At 62.4% G+C, this 20,030-nt stretch carries 21 protein-coding genes; 5 read left to right on the top strand and 16 right to left on the bottom strand.

The annotated features are described in order from the left end of the window. Positions 1 to 92: 92 nt before the first annotated feature. The 3 genes from rimO to phaC form a co-directional block, all read right to left on the bottom strand. Entirely contained in the window at positions 93 to 1,448 is a 1,356-nt protein-coding gene (gene rimO / locus SJI03_RS16295; protein ID WP_322427929.1) for a 30S ribosomal protein S12 methylthiotransferase RimO, read from the bottom strand. A gap of 194 nt (positions 1,449 to 1,642) precedes the next feature. Then, on the bottom strand, positions 1,643 to 2,206 hold the full coding sequence (phaR, locus tag SJI03_RS16290) for a polyhydroxyalkanoate synthesis repressor PhaR (RefSeq protein ID WP_010399000.1): 564 nt from the start codon (positions 2,204 to 2,206) through the stop codon (positions 1,643 to 1,645). Between the two features lie 225 nt (positions 2,207 to 2,431). Next, the gene (phaC, locus tag SJI03_RS16285) at positions 2,432 to 4,144 is read right to left on the bottom strand and encodes a class I poly(R)-hydroxyalkanoic acid synthase (protein WP_322427890.1); all 1,713 of its coding nucleotides are present in this window, start codon (positions 4,142 to 4,144) and stop codon (positions 2,432 to 2,434) included. A gap of 242 nt (positions 4,145 to 4,386) precedes the next feature. On the opposite strand from phaC, the gene SJI03_RS16280 reads away from it, so the two are divergent. After that, entirely contained in the window at positions 4,387 to 4,608 is a 222-nt protein-coding gene (locus tag SJI03_RS16280) for a hypothetical protein (RefSeq protein ID WP_307789224.1), read from the top strand. A 16-nt stretch (positions 4,609 to 4,624) separates the two neighbouring features. On the opposite strand, the gene pgeF is transcribed toward SJI03_RS16280, so the two are convergent. Together pgeF and SJI03_RS16270 are read right to left on the bottom strand one after the other, a co-directional pair. After that, entirely contained in the window at positions 4,625 to 5,410 is a 786-nt protein-coding gene (gene pgeF, locus SJI03_RS16275; protein ID WP_322427889.1) for a peptidoglycan editing factor PgeF, read from the bottom strand. Next, a complete protein-coding gene (locus SJI03_RS16270; protein WP_322427888.1) occupies positions 5,410 to 6,435 on the bottom strand; it encodes an RluA family pseudouridine synthase in 1,026 nt (341 codons plus the stop codon). Before SJI03_RS16270 ends, pgeF begins: the two co-directional genes overlap by 1 nt. Positions 6,436 to 6,524: 89 nt before the next feature. Here SJI03_RS16270 and SJI03_RS16265 point away from each other — a divergent pair, with 89 nt between their 5' ends. Then, entirely contained in the window at positions 6,525 to 7,328 is an 804-nt protein-coding gene (locus tag SJI03_RS16265) for an outer membrane protein assembly factor BamD (protein ID WP_099377512.1), read from the top strand. A 35-nt stretch (positions 7,329 to 7,363) separates the two neighbouring features. Here SJI03_RS16265 and yaaA read toward each other — a convergent pair whose 3' ends face one another. Continuing rightward, positions 7,364 to 8,134 carry a peroxide stress protein YaaA gene (yaaA, locus tag SJI03_RS16260; protein WP_099377513.1) on the bottom strand — a complete coding sequence of 257 codons (771 nt, stop codon included), beginning with the start codon at positions 8,132 to 8,134 and terminating at the stop codon, positions 7,364 to 7,366. A gap of 30 nt (positions 8,135 to 8,164) precedes the next feature. On the opposite strand from yaaA, the gene SJI03_RS16255 reads away from it, so the two are divergent. The 3 genes from SJI03_RS16255 (at position 8,165) to SJI03_RS16245 (ending at position 11,011) form a co-directional block, all read left to right on the top strand. After that, positions 8,165 to 8,599, top strand: a complete 435-nt coding sequence (locus SJI03_RS16255) for a putative toxin-antitoxin system toxin component, PIN family (RefSeq protein WP_034781135.1) — start codon at positions 8,165 to 8,167, stop codon at positions 8,597 to 8,599. 83 nt (positions 8,600 to 8,682) lie between these two features. Then, on the top strand, positions 8,683 to 9,861 hold the full coding sequence (locus tag SJI03_RS16250; protein WP_099377515.1) for a pyridoxal phosphate-dependent aminotransferase: 1,179 nt from the start codon (positions 8,683 to 8,685) through the stop codon (positions 9,859 to 9,861). Between the two features lie 46 nt (positions 9,862 to 9,907). Next, the gene (locus SJI03_RS16245; protein WP_322427887.1) at positions 9,908 to 11,011 is read left to right on the top strand and encodes an HD-GYP domain-containing protein; all 1,104 of its coding nucleotides are present in this window, start codon (positions 9,908 to 9,910) and stop codon (positions 11,009 to 11,011) included. Between the two features lie 38 nt (positions 11,012 to 11,049). On the opposite strand, the gene SJI03_RS16240 is transcribed toward SJI03_RS16245, so the two are convergent. The 10 genes from SJI03_RS16240 to SJI03_RS16195 all read right to left on the bottom strand — a co-directional run bounded on the left by SJI03_RS16240 (position 11,050) and on the right by SJI03_RS16195 (position 19,951). Next, positions 11,050 to 11,508, bottom strand: a complete 459-nt coding sequence (locus SJI03_RS16240) for a nuclear transport factor 2 family protein (RefSeq protein ID WP_322427886.1) — start codon at positions 11,506 to 11,508, stop codon at positions 11,050 to 11,052. Positions 11,509 to 11,738: 230 nt separating this feature from the next. Next, positions 11,739 to 12,401: a DUF2625 family protein gene (locus tag SJI03_RS16235; RefSeq protein WP_322427885.1), complete on the bottom strand. Its 663-nt coding sequence runs from the start codon at positions 12,399 to 12,401 to the stop codon at positions 11,739 to 11,741. Between the two features lie 88 nt (positions 12,402 to 12,489). Further along, positions 12,490 to 13,407 (bottom strand): alpha/beta hydrolase, encoded by a 918-nt coding sequence (locus SJI03_RS16230; protein ID WP_322427884.1) that lies wholly within the window; start codon positions 13,405 to 13,407, stop codon positions 12,490 to 12,492. A 24-nt stretch (positions 13,408 to 13,431) separates the two neighbouring features. Further along, the gene (locus tag SJI03_RS16225; RefSeq protein WP_322427883.1) at positions 13,432 to 14,481 is read right to left on the bottom strand and encodes a tetratricopeptide repeat protein; all 1,050 of its coding nucleotides are present in this window, start codon (positions 14,479 to 14,481) and stop codon (positions 13,432 to 13,434) included. A gap of 17 nt (positions 14,482 to 14,498) precedes the next feature. After that, positions 14,499 to 15,404 (bottom strand): ExeA family protein, encoded by a 906-nt coding sequence (locus SJI03_RS16220; RefSeq protein ID WP_322427882.1) that lies wholly within the window; start codon positions 15,402 to 15,404, stop codon positions 14,499 to 14,501. After that, the gene (gene mshL, locus SJI03_RS16215; RefSeq protein WP_322427881.1) at positions 15,405 to 17,189 is read right to left on the bottom strand and encodes a pilus (MSHA type) biogenesis protein MshL; all 1,785 of its coding nucleotides are present in this window, start codon (positions 17,187 to 17,189) and stop codon (positions 15,405 to 15,407) included. Between the two features lie 38 nt (positions 17,190 to 17,227). Beyond that, positions 17,228 to 17,641 (bottom strand): MSHA biogenesis protein MshK, encoded by a 414-nt coding sequence (locus tag SJI03_RS16210; protein ID WP_322427880.1) that lies wholly within the window; start codon positions 17,639 to 17,641, stop codon positions 17,228 to 17,230. Next, the gene (gene gspM, locus SJI03_RS16205) at positions 17,626 to 18,306 is read right to left on the bottom strand and encodes a type II secretion system protein GspM (RefSeq protein ID WP_322427879.1); all 681 of its coding nucleotides are present in this window, start codon (positions 18,304 to 18,306) and stop codon (positions 17,626 to 17,628) included. Before gspM ends, SJI03_RS16210 begins: the two co-directional genes overlap by 16 nt. Then, positions 18,306 to 18,995: an MSHA biogenesis protein MshA gene (locus SJI03_RS16200; protein ID WP_322427878.1), complete on the bottom strand. Its 690-nt coding sequence runs from the start codon at positions 18,993 to 18,995 to the stop codon at positions 18,306 to 18,308. Before SJI03_RS16200 ends, gspM begins: the two co-directional genes overlap by 1 nt. After that, the gene (locus SJI03_RS16195) at positions 18,992 to 19,951 is read right to left on the bottom strand and encodes an agglutinin biogenesis protein MshI (protein ID WP_035819671.1); all 960 of its coding nucleotides are present in this window, start codon (positions 19,949 to 19,951) and stop codon (positions 18,992 to 18,994) included. Before SJI03_RS16195 ends, SJI03_RS16200 begins: the two co-directional genes overlap by 4 nt. Between the last annotated feature and the right edge of the window lie 79 nt (positions 19,952 to 20,030).

Below are 20,030 nucleotides of genomic sequence, written 5' to 3'. Positions count from 1 at the left end.
CACCTGCATAAAAAACGTTCAGGCCAAGGCGCGCTGCCGAAGACAGTACCTTACTGTACGGCAAGGCAGCGCAACGCCGGCATGGCGGTTTTTTACTCGGCAGCGCCCCACAGGTCGTGCGCATCGGCCGAGGTGATCGTCACGTCGACGAATTGACCAACCGCCAGCTTGCGGTGCGGCTCGAATGGCGGCTTCACATACACGACGCCGTCGATTTCCGGCGCGTCGGCGGACGAGCGGCCCACGCCGCCGGAGCGGGTGACTTCATCGATCAGCACGCGCACGGTCTTGCCGACCTTGGCTTGCAGGCGTTTCTTGGAAATTTCTTCCTGCAGCAGCATGACGCGGCCGCGGCGCTCTTCGCGCAGCTCTTCCGGCACGGGATTGGCGATGGCGTTGGCCGTCGCACCTTCGACAGGCGAATAGGCGAAGCAGCCCAGGCGGTCGATCTGCGCTTCCTTGAGGAAGTCGAGCAAGTATTCGAATTCTTCTTCCGTTTCGCCAGGGAAACCGGCGATGAAGGTCGAGCGTATCGTCAGGTCCGGGTTGATGGCGCGCCAGGCCTGGATGCGGTCGAGGTTTTTCTCGCCGCTGGCCGGACGCTTCATGCGTTTGAGCACGTCAGGGTGCGCATGCTGCATCGGAATGTCGAGGTATGGCAGGATGTGGCCGCCGCTCATCATCGGGATGATCTGGTCCACGTGCGGGTACGGATACACATAGTGCAAGCGCACCCAGGCGCCGTAGGACTTGGCCAGTTCGCCCAGCGCTTCCGTCAGCTGCGTCATGTGGGTTTTCACGGGACGGCCATTCCAGAAGCCGGAACGGAATTTTACGTCCACGCCATATGCGGAGGTATCTTGCGAAATGACCAGCAATTCCTTGACGCCAGCCTTGAACAGGTTTTCCGCTTCGATCATCAGTTCGCCGATCGGGCGCGAGACGAGGTCGCCACGCATCGATGGGATGATGCAGAAACTGCAGCGGTGGTTGCAGCCTTCGGAAATCTTCAGGTAGGCATAGTGCTTCGGCGTCAGCTTGACGCCTTGCGGCGGCACCAGGTCGAGGAATGGCGCATGCGGTTTCGGCAGATGGAAGTGGACGGAATCCATCACTTCGGCCAGCGCGTGCGGGCCCGTGACGGACAGCACTTTCGGGTGCACCTTCATGATGATGTCGTCGCCGGCAGCATCTTTCTTGGCGCCCAGACAGCCGGTCACGATCACTTTGCCGTTTTCAGCCAGCGCTTCGCCGATGGCGTCGAGCGACTCTTGCACGGCAGCATCGATAAAACCGCAGGTGTTGACGATCACCAGATCGGCGCCAGCGTAGGATTTCGCCGTTTCGTAGCCTTCGGCGCGCAGTTGGGTCAGGATTTGCTCGGAGTCGACCAGCGCTTTCGGGCAGCCGAGCGAGACAAAGCCCACTTTCGGCGCCGCACCTGGCATGGCCAGCATGGCCTCGGGCTGGGCGGAAGGAACGGGAATACGGTGAATTTCAGACATAGTTGGCAGCTAGTAAAATGGTGAGGCGAATCGGCTATTGTACCCCGAGCCGACCCTTGCTGGCAGAACTATGCTGTTTTGATGACGCCGATACAACTCACGGGCGATCAAAGCGCCCGGTGAGCGTGTGGCATGGATTACTTTTTGTCCGTTGGCGGGACCGGCGGAACGAAGGGGAACGTGCCGAACAGATTCTTGCTCTGGCTCTGCATCTGTTCCTGCATCTGCACGAACAGGCTCTTGCTCTGGTCGATGTAGTTGTTCATCATGCCTTGCATCATCGGGCCCTGGACATTCATGAACTGGGTCCACATTTCCGGGCTGAAAGGCTTGCCTTCGAAACTGCCGGCCGACGTGCCCGTGAATTTGTGCTGGATATCGGTGAACGCTTGCACGTTCTTTTCCAGGTAGGATCCCATCATGCCCTGCATGGCGTGGCCATAGTAGCGGATGATCTGCGACAACACGCTGCTCGAGAACATGGGCGCGCCGTTCGCTTCCTCTTCCAAAATGATTTGCAGCAAGATGCTGCGCGTCAAATCTTCATTGGATTTGGCATCAACGACGGTAAACACCTCATTGTCCAACACCAGCTGCTTGACGTCCGTCAAGGTGATGTAGGAACTGGTTTGCGTGTCATACAGACGGCGGTTGGGATATTTTTTAATCAGGCGGTCTATACTTTTTTTTGCACTACTCATCACAAGTTCCACTTATTGCGCCGCAGCGCGTACAGAGTTAATCCGAAAAAAAAGCGAACGTGGGTCCGCTTTCGCACCTGCCTACTTTTTCCATTATAGAGTGGAAAATGGCTCCATTGCACATCAGGGTAGTAGATTCCCATATTTATTGCAACGCAACTAAAAGTAGATTCCTGACAAGACCGGGGATTACGCCGGTCTTGCCTGGCGAGAAGCTTTTGTAAACTAGTCCGCCCTGACTTTAACATACCGCCCCGGCGCCGGCTCGATTGCTGCGTGGCGCTTGTTGCCCGGCTTGCCTGGCGCCTTCACCTGCGCGCCGCCGTGTTCGGCCAGGAAGGCCGCCCATTCGGGCCACCAGCTGCCCACGTGCTCGGTCGCGCCTTCCATCCACTGCTCGGCACTTTGCGGCTTCGATTTGGCCGTGCGGGGCTGGTCATTACTCCAGTAGCTGCGCTTTTTCTTCGAAGCAGGATTGATCACGCCGGCGATATGGCCCGAAGCACCGAGGATGAAGCGGTTGGCTTTCGGCTTTTTCGGGTTCAGCAAGGCCGTGCTGGCATACGCTGCACCCCAGGGCACGATATGGTCTTCGCGCGAACCGTAGATGAAAGCGGGCGCGTCGATGCTGCTCAGGTCGACCTTTTCGCCGGCCACCGTCAGCTTGCCCGGCACTTTCAGGCTGTTTTCCAGGTAAGTGTTGCGCAGATACCAGCAGAACATGGGACCCGGCAAGCCCGTGCCGTCGCCATTCCAGTACAGCAAGTCGAACGCGGGCGGCTCCTTGCCTTTCAGGTAATTCGACTGCACGTAGTTCCACACGAGGTCGTTCGGCCGCAGGCTGGAGAAAGTGCTGCCCAGGTCGCGGCCCGACATCAGGCCGCCCTTGGCCAGGGACTGCTCGCGCAGCGCCACTTGCGGCTCGTCGATGAAGACGTCGAGCGCGCCCGTATCGCAGAAATCGAGGAAGGTGGTCAACAAGGTCAGGCTGGCGGCCGGATTTTCGCCCCGCGCCTTGAGCACGGCCAGCGCCGTCGAGACGATGGTGCCGCCCACGCAAAAGCCGAACATATTGAGCTTGTCCTGGCCGGAAATGTCCTGCGTGACCTGAATGGCTTCGATCACGCCTTGCTCGACGTAATCGTCCCACGTCAGGTGCTGCATGCTCAGGTCAGGATTGCGCCAGGACATCAGGAACACGGTATTGCCCTGCTCCACCGCATAGCGCACGAGCGAGTTTTCTGGCTGCAAGTCAAGGATATAGAATTTATTGATGCATGGCGGCACCATCAGCAGCGGCCGCTGGTGTACCGTGGGGGTCGTCGGCGTGTACTGGATCAGCTGGAACAGCGCGTTCTCGAACACCACCGTGCCTGGCGTGGTGGCCACGTTGCGCCCCACTTCGAAGGCCGATTCGTCGGATTGCGAAATGCGGCCCTTTTGCATGTCGGCCAGCATATTGCTCAAGCCCTTGGCCAGGCTCTCGCCCTTGGTCTCGATCAGGGTTTGCTGGGCGTCGGGATTGGTCGCAAGAAAATTGGCGGGCGACATGGCGTCGACGATTTGCTGCACGGCAAACGCAATCTTTTGCTTCTGGTGCGGCGTCGCTTCCACGGCATCGGCCATGGCGCTGAGAAACTCCGCGTTCAGCAGATAGGCTGCAGCATTGAAGGCCGACAGGGGGCTGGCGTGCCAGGCGGGCGCGGCAAAGCGGCGGTCTTTCAGCTCCGGCGTCTTGCCGGCTATAAAATCAGCCCACAAGCCCGTCAGTTTGGCCACGTAGGCATTTTTCAGTTGCTCGATCACTTCCGGCTTGATGCTGGCACCCGCATCCTGCAAAATGCCGGCAATCGGATTGCCCTGGGGCTGCGGTACCATGTTGAACCACGTCTTCCACTGCTCAGGATTGCTGATCTGCGCCATCCATTCTTTGGTCATTGCTTGAGGATCGGGCATATTCATAGATGTATGTAAGTCCATTCAAGATTGAGGGGCGCCGAACAAAACCTACTGCGCGTCGGTATAGGCGGCCTGCGATGCTCACCGTACTAGAGTACGGTTGCGCTTCTTAGCCACCTCTCCCTTCCGCTCGCTACGGTTTTGTTAGGCGCCGAAACGTAGTCGAAAAATAAATACTTTAGGATCACCTGCATGCAAACTTTTACTGACTGCCAATACCGATGATGCTCATGACCGCTGTTGCCTGGATCTATGTCGTCGGCCTCATGGCGCTGACGGAACCGTCCATCGTCGCCGGGGTGATGACCTTCGTGCTGTACTGCGTCATCCCCCTGTCCATCCTATTCTATCTGACGGGCTCAAGGAGACGCAAACGCAAGGCCGAGCTAAAAGCCCGCGCACTTGCCTCAGCAGACGATAAAACAAAAACGGCAGACACATAAGTGTCTGCCGTGCAGATTATTTGCGCCAGATCAAGCTGGCCTGTCTTCCCGTGACGCCATCGCGCCGGTACGAGTAAAACTGCGCCGCATCGCTGACGGTGCAATATTCCCCGCCGGCCACTTGCGCCACGCCATCGCGCAGCAGCATGGTGCGCGCCAGCGCATAGATATCGGCCAGGTACTTACCGGGCTTGTCGGCGATGGCGGTGAAGGCATTGGATAACACTTGCCGCTCAACATCATCGCGCGCGCCGTTGCGGAACGCTTGCAGCACGTCCTGCCCCACTTCGAATTGCCGTGGGCCGATGGCCGGCCCCAGCCACGCAAGGATGTCCGTCGCGCCTTGCGCGCGCATGCTTGCCACCGTGCGCTGCAAAACGCCGTTGGCCAGGCCGCGCCAGCCCGCGTGGGCCGCACCGACAACCAGGCCATCCGTCGAGCAAAACAGCACGGGCAGGCAATCGGCCGTCATCACGACGCACACGGCGCCAGACTGTGTTGCCACGCTGGCATCGGCGTCCGGCACATGGCCGTCCAGCTTGCCGGCATCGGCCACGGCCACGCCATGCACTTGCGACAGCCAGGCCGGCTCGGCAGGCAAGATGGCGGCCAGCCGCGCGCGGTTGGCGGCCACATGCGCGGGATCATCGCCCACGTGCGTGCCCAGATTCAAGCCACCGCCGCCCTGCCCGTCACCATATGGCTCCTGGCTGACGCCGCCCACACGCATGCTCGACAGCGCGCCCACGTTCGCGGGCAAGCCGGGCCAATGGGGAATAATGCAAGGCAACGGTGACGTCATCAGACCTGTTCCGGCTCGGGAATGCCGGCGGTGGCGATCAGTTGCGCGAAGTCATCGGCCAGCGGCACGATCCACTCGCACGCTTCCAGGGTACCCGGATGCACGAGACCCAGGCGGCGCGCCTGCAGCGCCTGGCGCGAGAACACGGACACCAGATGCTGCTTGCCATACACGTAATCGCCGACCAGCGCGAAGCCCAGATGCTGCATGTGGACGCGGATCTGGTGCGTGCGGCCTGTTTCCAGGCGGCATTGCATCAGGCTCACGGGACGGCGGTCGAGTTCGCCGCTGCCGATCAATTCATAGTGCGTGATGGCAGGCTTGGCGGTGAAATTCTCCGAGACGGCCATCTTGACGCGGTCGCGCGGGTGGCGCGCGATCGAGGCGTCGATGGTGCCCGCCGCCTTCGGCGTGCCCCACACGAGCGCGAAATACTCACGCTTGACGGTGCGCGCCTGCAACTGGCGCACGAGGTCCGTTTGCGAAGCGAGGGTCTTGCCGACCACCATCAGGCCGCTCGTGTCCTTGTCCAGGCGGTGCACGATGCCGGCGCGCGGCACGCCCGCCAGTTGCGGGCAGTGGTGCAGCAAGCCGTTGAGCAGAGTGCCCGACCAGTTGCCGGGGCCTGGATGCACGACCAGTCCGGCCGGTTTGTTGATGACGATGATATGCTCATCTTCGTGCACGATGTTCAATTCCATCGCTTCCGGCTTAAAAGCCTCGTCTTCCGGCGCACTTTGCGGCAGAATGACGATCTTCTCGTCGCCATAGGCGGTCATGTTGCGTTTGGCAACTTTTCCATCGACGGTCACGAAACCGGCTTCCAGCCACAATTGCAAGCGGCTGCGCGAGTATTGCGGCACCAGCTTGGAGATGACTTTATCGAGGCGGTGGCCGCAGGCGTCCGGCGTCAGTTCCAATGTAATCGGGGCCATTTCCTCGAAGACGTCGTCGGCGGCAAAATCGCCGTCAAACGCCTCTTCGGCAGCATGGTCAGAAAGGGAGTCAAACGCGGGGTCAGCCAAATTAGGCTTCGGAGTTAATATCACAGCATTCCCATCGGCTATAATCAGCCTATTGTAAAATCTTGGTTAAAACCTTCTTGCAAAACGTCATGCAAAAAAAATTATCGTTGGTAGTCGCTTCAGTCGTTCTGCTCGGCATGTCCGCTTGCAGCTTGTTGCCAGAAAAAGTGGATGAGACCAAAAACTGGTCCGTTACGAAATTATACTCGGAGGCGCGTGAAGAAATGGCCGGGCAGCACTATGAAGCTGCAATCGGCCTGTTCCAGAAGCTGGAGGCTAACTATCCTTTCGGCAACTATGCTCTGCAAGCGCAGATGGAGATCGCTTACGCGTATTATAAGTCGGGAGACCAGGCACAGGCACTGGCTGCCGTCGAACGCTTCATCAAGTTGCATCCGAACCACGCCAATGTAGACTATATGTACTACTTGCGGGGCCTGATCAGCTTTAATGACCAGATCAGCTTCCTGAACTTCCTGTACGAGCAAGATCCGACCGAGCGCGATCCGAAAGCCACGCGCGAAGCGTTTGCGGCCTTCAAGCAACTGGTCGACAAGTTTCCAAATAGCAAATACGCGCCCGATTCGCTGGCCCGCATGAACTATTTGATCGATGCCATGGCGAAATACGAAGTGCACGTGGCGCGCTATTACTACCGCCGCGGCGCCTACCTGGCTGCCGCCAACCGCGCGCAAACGACGGTCAGCGACTTTGCCGCCTCGCCAGCCATCGAAGAAGCGCTGTTCATCATGTACCGCTCGTATGACAAGCTGGGCTTGACCGACCTGCGCGACGATACCTTGCGCGTGCTGACCAAGAACTACCCGAACACGGCATTCCTCAGCCCGGAAGGGGTGAACAAGGAACGCAAGTGGTGGAAGTTCTGGCAGTAAAATGAAAAAAACCGGAGCTTGCTCCGGTTTTTTACTTATTCGCCGACCTTGCGCCGGAACACCCAGCTCTTGTCGTTCGACGCTTCCGGCACGAAACCGTAACCGTCGACATCGAACTGCTTCAGTTGCTGCGGATCGCGAATCTGGTTGACGGCGGCATAGCGGGCCAGCATGCCGCGCGCGCGCTTGGCGTAGAACGAGATGATTTTATACTTGCCGTTCTTCCAGTCCTCGAACACGGGCGCGATGACGGGCACGTCCAGCTGGCGCGGCTTGACGGATTTGAAATATTCTTCGGAAGCAAGATTGACCAGCACCTTGGCGCCCTGCTCCCTGGCTGTGCGGTTCAGGCCGTTGGTGATGGTGTCGCCCCAGAACGCATACAAATCCTTGCCGCGCGTGGTCGACAGCCGCGTGCCCATTTCCAGGCGGTGCGGATGGATCAGGTCAAGCGGGCGCAGCAAGCCGTACAGGCCCGACAGGATGCGCACGCGCGACTGGGCATAGTCGAGCTGGGCCGGCTGCAGGCTGCGCGCCTCGAAACCGGCATACACGTCGCCATTGAAGGCCATGATGGCCTGGCGCGCTTCCGCCAGCTGCGGCGTCCAGGAAGCGTAGCGGGCCACGTTGAGGGCCGACAAGGCGTCGGAAATGCCCATCAGGCTGCCCACTTCGGCCGGGGAAAACTGGCGCATGCGCTCGATCAGCTGGGCGGAATGGTCGAGAAAATCGGGGGTGCTGTGCAACGAGGTTGTTGGCGGCGTCTCCAGGTCGAGACTCTTGGCGGGCGAAAGCACGATCAACATAAATTATCACTACAGAATAGAATTGCCGACATGATACCTGCTCCACAAAAACTCGTCCTCGACACCAACGTTTGCCTCGACCTGTTCGTCTTCAACGACCCGCGCTGGGCGCCCCTGCTGGCGGCCATGGAAAGCGGCGCCGTGCATGCCATCACGCGCGAAGATTGCCGCGCGGAATATCTGGTCGTGCTGCATTACAAACATTTGCCGCTCGATGAAGCCAGCCGCGCCGTTGCCGCCGCCCGCTTCGACGCGCACATCAGCGTGGTGGCACCGCCCGTGTCCGGCGTGCGCCTGCCCGTCTGCACGGACAAGGATGACCAGAAATTCCTCGAACTGGCGCGTGACGCCAACGCCGACATCCTCATCACCAAGGACAAGGCCCTGCTGAAACTGGCCCGCAAGACGGCCAAGGCCGGCATGTTCAAGATCATGGTGCCGGAAGGCTGGGCCTTGCCAGGCTGAGCCGCCAAAGCCCCACACGCAACGGGGCGCGCTGCGCTAGAATGGGACACGACTCCACTTTCCGCACCGCGACCCTACCGTTCATGAACAGCCCGTCCCTGCCCTACACGACTCCCGCCCTGACCAGCCGCCTGCCTCTCGTGGGCACCACCGTGTTTACCCGCATGTCCAGCCTGGCGGCCCAGCATGGCGCCGTCAACCTGGGCCAGGGGTTTCCCGACTTCGATTGCGCGCCACAACTGGTTGAACTCGTCAGCGACGCCATGCGCGCCGGCCACAACCAGTATCCGATGATGACGGGCGCCGCGCCCCTGCGCGAGGCGATTGCCGCGAAAATCGCCAGCCTGTACGGCCACAGCTATGACGCCGGCACGGAAATCACCGTCACGGCCGGCGCCACGCAGGCGCTCACCACGGCCATCCTGTGCTGCGTGCACCCGGGCGACGAAGTCATCGTCATCGAACCGGCCTACGACAGCTACCTGCCCGCCATCGCCCTGGCCGGCGGCGTGCCCGTGCTGGTCTCCATGGAGGTGGGTGAACAGGGCTACAGCGTGCCGTGGGACAAGCTGGCTGCCGCCGTCAGCAACAAGACGCGCTTGATCATCATCAACACGCCGCACAATCCGACGGGCACGATCTTGCGTCCCGCCGACGTGGCCGCCCTTGCCGACATCGTGCGCGGCACGCAAATTCTGATCTTGTCCGACGAAGTGTATGAACACATGGTATATGACGGCGTGCGCCATGAGTCGCTCGCGCGCAACGCGGAACTGGCGGCGCGCAGCTTCATCGTCTCCAGCTTCGGCAAGACGTATCACGTGACGGGCTGGAAGGTCGGCTATGTCGCCGCGCCAGCCTCCATGACGGCGGAATTCCGCAAAGTGCACCAGTACAACGTGTTTACCGTCAACACGCCGATGCAGTACGGCCTGGCCGGCTACATGGCGGACCCGCAGCCCTGCCTGGACTTGCCCGCGTTTTACCAGCGCAAGCGCGACTTGTTCCGCGACGGCCTGGCGGGCAGCCGCTTTACCCTGTTGCCGGCCGACGGCACGTATTTCCAGTGCGTGCGCTACGATGCCATTTCGCAAGAGACCGAAGCGCAGTTCGCCGAATGGCTGACGACGCAAATCAAGGTGGCCGCCATTCCTGTCTCCGCGTTTTACGCGCAGGGCAAGGAATCGGGCATCGTGCGCTTCTGCTTTGCCAAGAAAGACGAGACCTTGCGCCTGGCGCTGGAGCGCCTGCGCAGCATATAACCGAGCACTGAACATGGCTTCGCTGCGGCGGGGCAAAGGATGACAGATGGTACAGCGTCGCATCGGCCCGGCCGACCTGGTTCCCGGCGAACCCCTGCCCTGGGATTTGTTTTTGGCGGACCATAGTGCCGGCCCGCAACTGCGCAAGGGACAGATCATCACGGACGGCACGCAACTGGGCCGTTTGCTGCAGCTGGGCTTGTACGTGGGCGCGCCGGAACAGCCGTCCGTCTTGCGCATGCTCAATGAAGCGGCGCAGCGCCTGGAACGGCTGCTGCTGGCCTTGCGCAGCGAAAACAATGCCGAGCGCGACGTGCGCGACATCGCCCGCGAACTGCTGCGCGCGCTGGAACACGATGCCGACATCTCCCTGGCCAGCATCCTGCTCAACCAGATCGCCGGCAGCTACGCCGTGCGCCACTGTATCGAAACAGCCTTGCTGGCCATGCTGGTGGGCCGCAGCATGCACAAGTCCCACGATGAATTACTGCTGATCGGCGCGGCCGCGCTGACGATGAACGTGGGCATGCTGCGCCACCACGACAGCTTCCAGGACCGGCGCGGCCCCCTGAACGACGACGAAATGCGCATCGTGCGCCAGCATCCGCAGGAAAGCACGGAATTGCTGCGCTGCGCGGGCGTCGACGACGAGGAATGGCTGAGCTGTGTACTGCTGCACCATGAAAACGACGATGGCAGCGGCTACCCGCAGGGGCGCACGGCCGATGAAATCCTGCAAAATGCCAAGCTGATCGGCCTGGCCGACCGCTATTGCGCCCGCGTTTCCGCGCGCAACTATCGCCGCTCCATCGTGCCCGACCAGGCGCTGCAGCACATCTTTCTCGACCAGGGCGTGCCCATCGACCCGCTGCTGGGCGAACAGTTCGTCAATCTGCTGGGCAAGTATCCGCCCGGAACGTTGGTGCGCCTGCGCAGCGGCGAACTGGGGGTGGTGACGCAACGGGGCGCCGGCCACGTGCATCCGCTCAGCGATGCGCTGGGCGCGCCGCTGGCCGCCGCCCAGCTATCGCAGATGACGCCGCGCGACACGGGCGACAGCCAGTTCGCCATCGTTTCCTCGCTGCACGAAGACGATGCCGGCATGCATTTCAGCATGCGGCATGTGTGGGGCGATGAGGCGCGGCTGTAGGCTGGCTAGGCAAGGCCAGCGTCAAACTAAATCTCAGCTTACGGTTTCGGCGGACGGATGCCCGTGTATTGTGCGCTGACCAGCAGCCATTGCTTGTCGACAAGCCGAGCCACATAGCCGGCGCGCAGGGCGAAGGTGCGGGCTCCCCCCTCCTGATTGAGACGGTAGGAGAGCCGCGCCGAGATGAGCGCCGTATCGCCAAACAGACGCACCACTGGCTCATCAAACTGGAGCTGGGGACTCGGCCGCTTCTGCTCTGGCGCATAGAAGGACAACATTTTTTCACGCCCGTCCACCTCGCCGACCGGCGATATTTCCACATAATTCTCCGCCGTGATGGCTTTCAAGGCAACTTGATCAAAGTTATTCTGCGCCTGCGCATGGCGCTGCACCAGAGCCACCAGTTCGGCATCGCCGGAAGCCGCGTTCGCGCTACCGATCACGCCGAAGGCGCCAAGCAGACAGGTGGAGAGGATATGTGGAACGGTCAATTTCATGCGTATTCATCCTGGTCAAGGTCATGGGGAAGCGTCCGTTGATTGCTGCGGCAGTATCGAACACTCGCTTGCGGGCCGCGCATCGCGAAAAAGCCCACTGTATGCTATCCCCTTGTCCTTTTCTGGCGCATGCCATTGCGACAAACCGCTCGATTCATGGATTGAAATGCGATTTCGCCGGTTCGGGATGCGCATGGCGATGCGTTTCAAAGACGCCCGCAAGCCATGCCTCAGCTCGTGCTCCCAGGCGCATCCAGCACCTTCTGTTTTAAATCAAGGTTGAGTGCCCACTGCTCTTCCACGGGAATGGCGCGCCGCGAACTGGTCTTGAGGGAGCCCTCTTGCGTCCACAGAAATGGATAAAAATTCAGGCACAGGTCGCCGGACAAGGGCAATTCATCAAAGCCGTGCGCCTCGCCAGGCTGCCGGCCATAAAACTGCCGCAACTGGCTGGTAAATGCCCATTCGACAAACGCCGTGTAGCCGATCTCCAGCGCTTCCCACTCCAGTGTCTCGGGGGCCAGGTAATAAAGCTGGCCCTGATCGGGGCCGAGCGCGCCGCCGTTGAGGGCAAAAAAGCCGCCGAGCACGTCGTCGGCCACCAACAGAAAACCCTCGGCCTTTCCTTCGTTCCAGGTAGCAATGTTGCGCTCCAGCTTGCCATGGCCCGAGCCCAATATGCGCAGCCAGCCGTCATCCACCAGGATGCCCCCGGTTTCATAGGCTATCGCCCCGAGGGGAGAACGCGTGGTGATCTGCAGGCTCAGCAGCACCTCCGCCCTGCCGGCCGAGGGAGGCAGCAATTCCACCGGCATGTCGGCCTCGCTGGCCCATTGCTTGATCAGCGCAAACGCCGGGTCTTCACTATCCAATAATTCATTCAATGTACGCATGGCACCTGACCTTATCGATGACCGCTTCCTGCGGTCGGCGTATGCATGGCGACGCTGGCACTGTCTGGCGGGCGGCGCCCGGCACCCTTCATTTTGCGGACGTCAGGTACGCCCGCAATCCATGCGTGAGCACGAAAGGAAACACGCTCGCGTGATCTTCATCCGCGAAGACGCGCAAGCGCGTCTTCAGGCCGGGATACTTGTGCGATGTCAACTTCCCGTCGAACTCGCGCAAGTCGGCCACCATGTCAGCGTCCTCTTCCGAACGCGAACGCTTCTTGCCCGCCGCCAGCCTTTCCAGGCCGCCGATGCCAAAGAATATGGACGCGGGCAAGTCCTTGTGGCTGGCGGCATACGCCTGTTCGCGGTCGAACATGACGCCGGCGTCGTACCACAGCGACGGGCTGCCGAGGATGTAGTGCTCGAAAGTACGCGGTTCCGTCAGCAGGAATTGCAGGCCCAGCAGGCTGCCGTAGGAATGGCCGATGAAGACCTTGCGCTGCATGTTCACGCGATAATTACTGGAGATAAAGGGAAACACTTCGCCCGAGATGAACTGGCCATACGCCTTCGCTTCACCGAACGCCGGCTGCCGCCCCGGCATGTCCGAGCGGTAATCATGCTTGCGCGGCGTGGTCGGCGTGTAGTCGCGGCGGCGGCTGTACACCCCGCCATCGCCGTTGGCGTACGACAAGCCGACCACGATGACTTCTTCCATCCCCGCATGCTTGCTCAGGCGCTGCGCGATATTGCGCACGACGGGAAATGCATAATTGGCATCGGTGACGAACAGCACCGGATAGCGCTTGTTCCCCTGCCGGTAGGAATCGGGCAAGGCCACATACACCTGGTAATCGCGCTTCAGGGCTTGCGCGCGGATGTCGCGTACTTCCGTATTCTCAAGAACGTAGTTGGCAGGGGCGCTGGCGGGGGCTGCCTGGGCGCTGCTGGCCAGGGTGCTGCCGGCCAGGCAGCACAGGACGATAAGCAGACCGAGAGGCTTCAAGCTGTTTCTTTCATTGAGGTAAAGTTACTTCGCAGTCGCCGCCGTCAGCTGCACCAGCTTGCGCTCGACAAATGCCTGCAGTTGCGGCGACAGGGTTTGCAAGCCCTTGGCGCGCTCGAATGCCTGGCGCGCCTGGGCCGGGTGGTTGTCGGCTTGCAAGGCAATGCCGAGGCCCATCCACCAGACGCTGTTGTCGGGCGCCGTCTGCAGAGCCAGCTGATAGTGGTCGGCCGCTTCGCGGTAGCGCTGTTCGCGCTGCAGCACGCCGGCCAGGAAGGCGTGGTATTCGCCGCTGTCGCTGGCGTACGGCAAGCTGCGCGTCAGGGTATCGAGGGCCGCCGCGCCGCCGTTGGGCTTGTCCAGCTGCAAACGGGCCAGCATCATCGCTTGCGCCGGCTGTTTCGGGTCCAGCGCCAGGCTCAGCTGCAACTGGCGCGCTGCTTCGTCTGGGCGCTGCGCTTCCAGCAGCAGGCGCACCAGGGTTTCGCGCGCACCCTGGTGGCGCGGGTCCAGTTGCAGGGTCTGCTGCAAGGCCAGCATGGCGTCAGACACGCGGCCACCTTGCAACTGCGCCAGCGCGCGCCGGTATTCATTCTCCACGCGCTGCTGCGGCGTGACCTGTTTTCCGTCGATGACGCGCTCGCTGGCGGCCAGCGCTGGCGTTTTCACCACGGGTGCGGCGGCAGGCTTGGCGGGTTGGGCCGTGATGCGGCGCAGGTCGGCGGCAGGCAGCCTGGCTGGCGCGGGGGCAGCTTCCTCGGCCTGGAATACGGGTTCGGGTTCAACCGCCACGACGGGCGCGGGTGCAACGGTGGCAGGCACCGGTGCCGATACTGGAACCAACACCGGCGTGCTGGCCACGCTGACCAGCACGGGCGGCACGACCGGGCGCTTCAGGTAGACCCAGCCCAGCGCGATGGCGGCGGCAGTCAAGCCGGCGGCGCCGCCGAAGACCAGCGCGCGCGAAACGCCCCGCTCGCGTTCGGGCACGGAGCGGATGCCGGCCGCGTCGCCGCGTCCATCGGGGGTGCCGCGTGCATCGAGGTCTTGCAACATCTTGTTAATCAGGCTCATCTACAGGCTCATCTTCGTCATCGGTTCAATAAAGTCCAGCTCGCGCCGCAGGCGGCGGCCAGCACGCCGGCACCGGCCAGCCACGGCCACGGCCGTTGCCACAAGCGGCGCGGCTTGCTGGCCAGGGTGTCGCTGGCGGCCAGCGCCACGTGGCGGGCGCCCACTTGCTGCCGTCCTTCGCCATACGCCACCATCAGCGCCTTGTGCGCCATGATGTTGATCAGGCGGGGAATGCCGCCGGATGCCTGGTACAGCTTGCCCACGCCGCCACGGCTGAACAGGCGCGCGCCATCGAAACCGGCCACGCGCAGGCGGTGCGCCACATAAAAATCCACGTCGTCGCGCGACAGCGGACCCAGGTGGTAGTGAAAGGTGATGCGCTGCGCCAGCTGGCGGATTTCCGGCAGGGCCAGCTTGACGTCCAGTTCGGGCTGGCCAAACAGCACGATTTGCAGCAGCTTGCGCTTTTCCGTTTCCAGATTCGTCAGCAAACGCAAGGCTTCGAGGCTGTCAACGGGTATCGCCTGCGCCTCGTCCAGGCACAGCAGCACCCGCTTGCCTTGCGCCGCCAGGTTGAGCAGGCGCAGGTTGAGGGATTTGAGCAATTGATGCTGATCAGCATCTTTCTCCAGCAGCACATCGAGGTCATCCGCCAGCGCCAGGATCAGCGAGCGGGGCGGCAAGTTCGGATTCGGGATGTAGGCCGTGACGAAGTCCGGCCCCAAGGATTGCATGAACTTGCGGCACAAGAAGGTTTTACCAGTGCCCACTTCGCCAGTGATCTTGATGAAGCCCTCGCCATTGCGCGCCGCCACCAGCAAGGTGTTGAGCGCCTTTTGCGACTGCGGGCCGTTGAAGAAGAAACTGGTATCGGGCGTGAGGCCGAACGGCGCCTCGCGCAAGCCGAAATGGGTCTGGTACATTTAGCGCCGCTCCGACGGACGGCGCGGGTCGAGCGCCTCGATGCGCTTGCCCGAATCGAGCAAGTCCTCGTTCCAGCTGTTCGCGCCGTCGACGATGGTCGGCTTGATCAGCACCACCAGCTCGCGCTTCTGGATCACCTGCCCCGTGTTGCGGAACAGCGCGCCCAGCACGGGAATATCGCCCGCGCCCGGCACTTGCGAGCGGTCCGCCGTGGTGGCCTGGCGCATCAGGCCGCCGATGGCGACGATGCGGCCATCCTGGCTGCGCACCATGCTGTCCATCTCGGACGTGCTGGACGCGGCCAGCGGCAGTTTCAGCGAACCGGCGCTGCCCAGATCGATTTCCTTGCTGATGGTCGACACCTGGCTGACGGACGGGTGCACGTGCAGGATGATGTTGCCATCCGCATCGATCTGCGGCGTCACGTCCAGCACCACGCCGGAAAAGAACGGCTGCAAGGTCACGTTGGGGCTGGTCGTCGCGCCGCTGGCCGTCGTATTCGTCGTGGTCGACACGCCCGTCACGTAAAACTCGTCCGTGCCGATCTTCAGCACGGCCTTCTGGTTGTTCATGGTGGCGATGCGCGGGCTCGACAGCACGTGCACGGAGCCTTGCGATTCCAGGAAGGAAATCATGGCGGCAAAATTGGCCGTCTGGAAAGCCAGACCGAACATGGAACCGGCCGCGTTCGCCGCCGAACTGAGGCCAAAACCGCTGCTGGCCGTCAAGCCATTGCCATTTGTCATGTTGGGAGGCTGGCCGCCGTTGAACGGCAGCGGCGCCAGGCTGCCGCCGGGCTGGATGAAGCCCGTCGAAATGCGGTTCGTGTGGCCACTCTTGATCGAGGCGAACGAGGCCCAGTTGATGCCCGTCTGCGTGTTGTTATTGAGTTCGACTTCGAGGATTTTCGCTTCCAGTATCACCTGGCGGTCGACGGACAGTTGCGTGGCCTTCAAATACATGTCGACATTGCGCAACTCTTCCGGCATGGCGCGGATGACGATCACGCCCGACTGCGGGCTGAGCACCACTTGCCGGCCGCCTTCGGTGCTGCCGACGATGGCTTCCAGCGCCGCCTTCAATTCCGGCCAAAAATCCGCCGTCGACGAGGTGGTGAGGTTGCTGCTGTCCAGCGTGCGGCCGCCCTGGCCGCTATTCGTCTGCTGGTTCTGCTCGTTATTCTGGTTATTGCCCTGATTGTTATTGCCGCTATTGCCCGAGCCGCCCGAGTTGGTCGAACCGACCGAACCTACCGACGTCGACGACACGCGCAGGTTGGAGCTGCCGCGGCGCGCGCCCGTCAGGTAATTGACGTGGAACAAACGCGTCTGCATGGTCAGGGGCTTGATGTAGATCTGCGTGCCCTCGACCTTGTAATCGTAGCCATACAGTTCGCGCACGGCGTCGAGCGCCTGGAACAGGGTCACGTCCTTCAGGTTGGCGGAAATCGTGCCGCCGATGTCGGGATGGACCAGCATGTTGTAGCGCGTGCCGGCCACGATGGAAGTGAAGAACTGGCGCGCCGGCACATTGTTGAAGGCCACGTTGAAGCGCTCGTCGAGCGCGGCGCGGGCCTTCGGCAATTGCTGGGCCAGGGCCGCCACGGGCGGCAGCAGCGCCGCTTCCACGGCGTCCGGCTGGGCCGCTGGCGCCGTGGTGGCCGCCGCGCCCTTGACGGCATCGGTGATCGCATTATAGGTGTCGCGCTTGACGGGCGCGACATTGCAGCCGCCCAGGCCCAGGCTGACGCTGATGACAGCCGCCATCGTACTGATCTTGAACATGCTCGCCTTGTGTTGATTGAGTTGCTTGGCCACTTCTTCTACTCCTGCTTGCTGCCGGTCTTGCTATCGGTCTTGCGATCGGCCTTGTTATCGGTCTTGCTGCTCGGGTACAGCTTGAAGGCTTCCAGTGATTTGCCACGCCGCAACACGACAGCCGTGTCGCGGATCTCCGTCACCACGGCGCCGCCCACCTTGCTGCCGACCCTGACCGTCTGGCCATCGATGACGGCCAGGCGGCGTCCGCCCGGCTGGGTGGAGATGAGCACCGACTGCAGCTGCGGCCGGGCCGCGACGGCGGGCACGGTACTGGCGGGCGCCCACAGGGCTGCCGGCGGGCGCGTCGGATCATCGAGCGCCTGCGCCTGCGCGCCCGGCCACGCCAGGTTCAGCGTCAACCCCAGCGCCAGGGAAAGCGCCGGCAGCGCGCGGCCAACGGTCAAAGTGCGATCCATGTATCGTCCATGCTGAGGGTATGTAAGGTCAGGGTCAAGCTGGCGTTCGGGTAGCTGGCAGCGTCGAGGTGGGCGGCGCCCCAGAAGACGCGCGTTGGCATCGCTTGCAGCGCCTGCATGTATTGCACCATGTCGGCATAACTGCCTTGCAGCACCACTTCCACGCCGTGCTGGTGCAGCAGGGGCGCCGGCGCCGCCTTGTCCGCCGCAGCGCCGTTCGCGGCATCGGCTGAATGTGCCCCCACGGCGCTGGCGGGCAAGGTTTTCAGCGACACCACGCGCAGTCCGGCGTGCCGGCGCAGCAAGTGTTCCAGCAAGGTCACCATGCGCTCGGGCGCCACCAGGCCATGCTGCTTCTGGCGCAGCGCCTGTGCCAGCGATGCCGTTTCCGCCTGCAGTGCCACCAGGCGCGCGCGCACTTCCTGGTCGGGATCGGTGGCGTGGGCCAGCATGGTCAGCTCGATTTCCTTGTCGGTGGCCGTCAACAGGCTTTGTTTTTGCGCAATGCTCGCCTCCAGCGCGGCGCGTTTCGCCAGCAGGGGATTAAAGCTCATGAAATAAAACACGAACAGCACGGCGGCCGCACCGGCGCCGAACACCATCAGCCGCTCGCGCAGGCTGAGGGCGTCGAAGGCCGTGGCCCATTTTTTCAGCAAGGGCAGCATCAGCGTGTTCCTCCCGCAACAGGTTTGGGCGGCGCGGCTGGCCCGGCCGCGCGGTCGGCCGACTGCAGGCTGAACGCGACATAAGGCAGGCTGGGCGCCTTGCCCTCGGCCACGGCCGGGGGCTGGGGCTGGGGCTGGGGCTGGGGCTGGCCGATGTCGAGGCTGGCGAAACTCTTGCCTTTCAATACTTCCTGCTGGCCCAGGCGCGTGATGTAGGCAGGCAGCAGCGACGCGTGCAAGGCGCGGCCCTGCAAGCCGAAGTCATTGCCGGCGCCGGTGATGTCCACGCCCGTCAGCCAAACGCCCTCGACCCTGGCCTGCGCCAGCGCGCGAAAATAGCCGGCATAGCCGAGGGTATTGCCCAGCTTGCCGCTTGCCAGCACGCCAGACGCATCCTGCAGCAACTGGCGCTGCGCCTCGACGGCCGCCAGTTCCTGCGCCAGGGCCGGATCTTTCTTGCGTGGCGGAAAATCGCGCAAGATCTGGTCACGCTTCGCCTCGCCTTGCGCCAGCGCTGCCTTGACGCCCGCTTCGCGCTGCTCCAGGCTGGCCATTGCCTGCTGGGCCAGCACGCCCATGGCCAGCAAGACCAGCGCCAGGCCGCCCAGGCCCAGGCCGGCCGTGCGCGCCGACATATGGTGTTTTTTCAGTTCAAACTGGGGGTTGAACAGATTGATCTGCTGGCTCATGCGCCCTTCCCTTCGTGCTTGCCCGGGTGCTGGCCAACCTCGCGCAAGGCGGCGCCGATGGCCAGGAAGTAGCGCGCCTGCATGGCCGGGTCGCGCAGCTCGGCGGCCTGCGACAGGTCCAGCACCGTGGCCAGGTCCAGTTGCTCGACCGGCATGTAGAGATTGTCGGCCAGATACGCGTGCAAGCCATCGCTGGCGCCCGTCATCAGCATCAGACGGGCCAGCGAAATGAAATGAAACTGGCGGTCAAAGTGGTCGAACGAGCGCTGCAGTTCCAGGGTGACGCGGTCGTAATACTGGCTGGCGTCGGGCGACTGCAGTTGCGTCAGGGTCACGTCGATGCGGCGCGCCTGGTACAGCTCGCCATTGAAGCTCATGGTCAGCAAGCCGCCGTCGCCATCGAAAAACAGCACGGCGATGCCGCGTCCCGGTGTTTCCAACAAGGTGGCGATATTGCGTTGCGCCATCTCGGGGATATCGATCACGGACAGGCCGATCTTGCATTCGGCGTACAGCGCCTGGCGCCGCGACACGGCGCTGTTGCGCGCCGCCACGGCAAACACGCTGCTGCCCCGCTGGGTGCCGTTCGGATCGCCGGGAATGTCGAACACGTCAATGGTGGCCTCGGCCAGGGGGAAGTCCAGCATGTCCTTCAGGCGCCAGCCCACGGCCGTCTTCAGTTCCTCGCGCGGCACGGCCGGCGCTTCCAGCGACAGCAACTGGTATTCGCCGCCGGCCAGCACGCTGGTGCAGTGGCGCGCAGTCGCCTGCAGCTCCTTGCCCAGTTTTTCCAGCACCTCGGCCGGCGCCGGCCGCGCAGCCGCCTGGTAGCTGGCGCCCCGCACGCGCGGCATGCCGTCGGCGGGACGTTCGACAACGACAGCGCTGACGCCTTCGCGGCCAAACGCCGTGGCCAGCCATCCATCGTACTTCTTTGCTCTTGCGAATAAACCCATGCGAACTATCCAGTGTAAGTGCCTGCCCGATCTTGTCGCGCAGATAATGCATCCAGCCAATTTTAATTCATGAAGCCAA

Origin of the sequence: Janthinobacterium sp. GMG1, from assembly GCF_034427795.1 — a bacterium.
Taxonomy (GTDB): domain Bacteria; phylum Pseudomonadota; class Gammaproteobacteria; order Burkholderiales; family Burkholderiaceae_D; genus Janthinobacterium.
The sequence above is the reverse complement of the archived record's forward strand: the minus strand, read 5'-3'. Positions and strand labels throughout refer to the sequence as shown.

What these genes read in the sequence shown, in the direction of transcription:
- rimO (WP_322427929.1), bottom strand. Translation starts at nt 1,448, where the DNA reads ATGCCAGGTGCGGCGCCGAAAGTGGGCTTTGTCTCGCTCGGCTGCCCG.
- phaR (WP_010399000.1), bottom strand. Translation starts at nt 2,206, where the DNA reads ATGAGTAGTGCAAAAAAAAGTATAGACCGCCTGATTAAAAAATATCCC.
- phaC (WP_322427890.1), bottom strand. Translation starts at nt 4,144, where the DNA reads ATGACCAAAGAATGGATGGCGCAGATCAGCAATCCTGAGCAGTGGAAG.
- SJI03_RS16280 (WP_307789224.1), top strand. Translation starts at nt 4,387, where the DNA reads ATGATGCTCATGACCGCTGTTGCCTGGATCTATGTCGTCGGCCTCATG.
- pgeF (WP_322427889.1), bottom strand. Translation starts at nt 5,410, where the DNA reads ATGACGTCACCGTTGCCTTGCATTATTCCCCATTGGCCCGGCTTGCCC.
- SJI03_RS16265 (WP_099377512.1), top strand. Translation starts at nt 6,525, where the DNA reads ATGCAAAAAAAATTATCGTTGGTAGTCGCTTCAGTCGTTCTGCTCGGC.
- yaaA (WP_099377513.1), bottom strand. Translation starts at nt 8,134, where the DNA reads ATGTTGATCGTGCTTTCGCCCGCCAAGAGTCTCGACCTGGAGACGCCG.
- SJI03_RS16255 (WP_034781135.1), top strand. Translation starts at nt 8,165, where the DNA reads ATGATACCTGCTCCACAAAAACTCGTCCTCGACACCAACGTTTGCCTC.
- SJI03_RS16250 (WP_099377515.1), top strand. Translation starts at nt 8,683, where the DNA reads ATGAACAGCCCGTCCCTGCCCTACACGACTCCCGCCCTGACCAGCCGC.
- SJI03_RS16245 (WP_322427887.1), top strand. Translation starts at nt 9,908, where the DNA reads ATGGTACAGCGTCGCATCGGCCCGGCCGACCTGGTTCCCGGCGAACCC.
- SJI03_RS16240 (WP_322427886.1), bottom strand. Translation starts at nt 11,508, where the DNA reads ATGAAATTGACCGTTCCACATATCCTCTCCACCTGTCTGCTTGGCGCC.
- SJI03_RS16235 (WP_322427885.1), bottom strand. Translation starts at nt 12,401, where the DNA reads ATGCGTACATTGAATGAATTATTGGATAGTGAAGACCCGGCGTTTGCG.
- SJI03_RS16225 (WP_322427883.1), bottom strand. Translation starts at nt 14,481, where the DNA reads ATGAGCCTGATTAACAAGATGTTGCAAGACCTCGATGCACGCGGCACC.
- SJI03_RS16220 (WP_322427882.1), bottom strand. Translation starts at nt 15,404, where the DNA reads ATGTACCAGACCCATTTCGGCTTGCGCGAGGCGCCGTTCGGCCTCACG.
- mshL (WP_322427881.1), bottom strand. Translation starts at nt 17,189, where the DNA reads ATGTTCAAGATCAGTACGATGGCGGCTGTCATCAGCGTCAGCCTGGGC.
- SJI03_RS16210 (WP_322427880.1), bottom strand. Translation starts at nt 17,641, where the DNA reads ATGGATCGCACTTTGACCGTTGGCCGCGCGCTGCCGGCGCTTTCCCTG.
- gspM (WP_322427879.1), bottom strand. Translation starts at nt 18,306, where the DNA reads ATGCTGCCCTTGCTGAAAAAATGGGCCACGGCCTTCGACGCCCTCAGC.
- SJI03_RS16200 (WP_322427878.1), bottom strand. Translation starts at nt 18,995, where the DNA reads ATGAGCCAGCAGATCAATCTGTTCAACCCCCAGTTTGAACTGAAAAAA.
- SJI03_RS16195 (WP_035819671.1), bottom strand. Translation starts at nt 19,951, where the DNA reads ATGGGTTTATTCGCAAGAGCAAAGAAGTACGATGGATGGCTGGCCACG.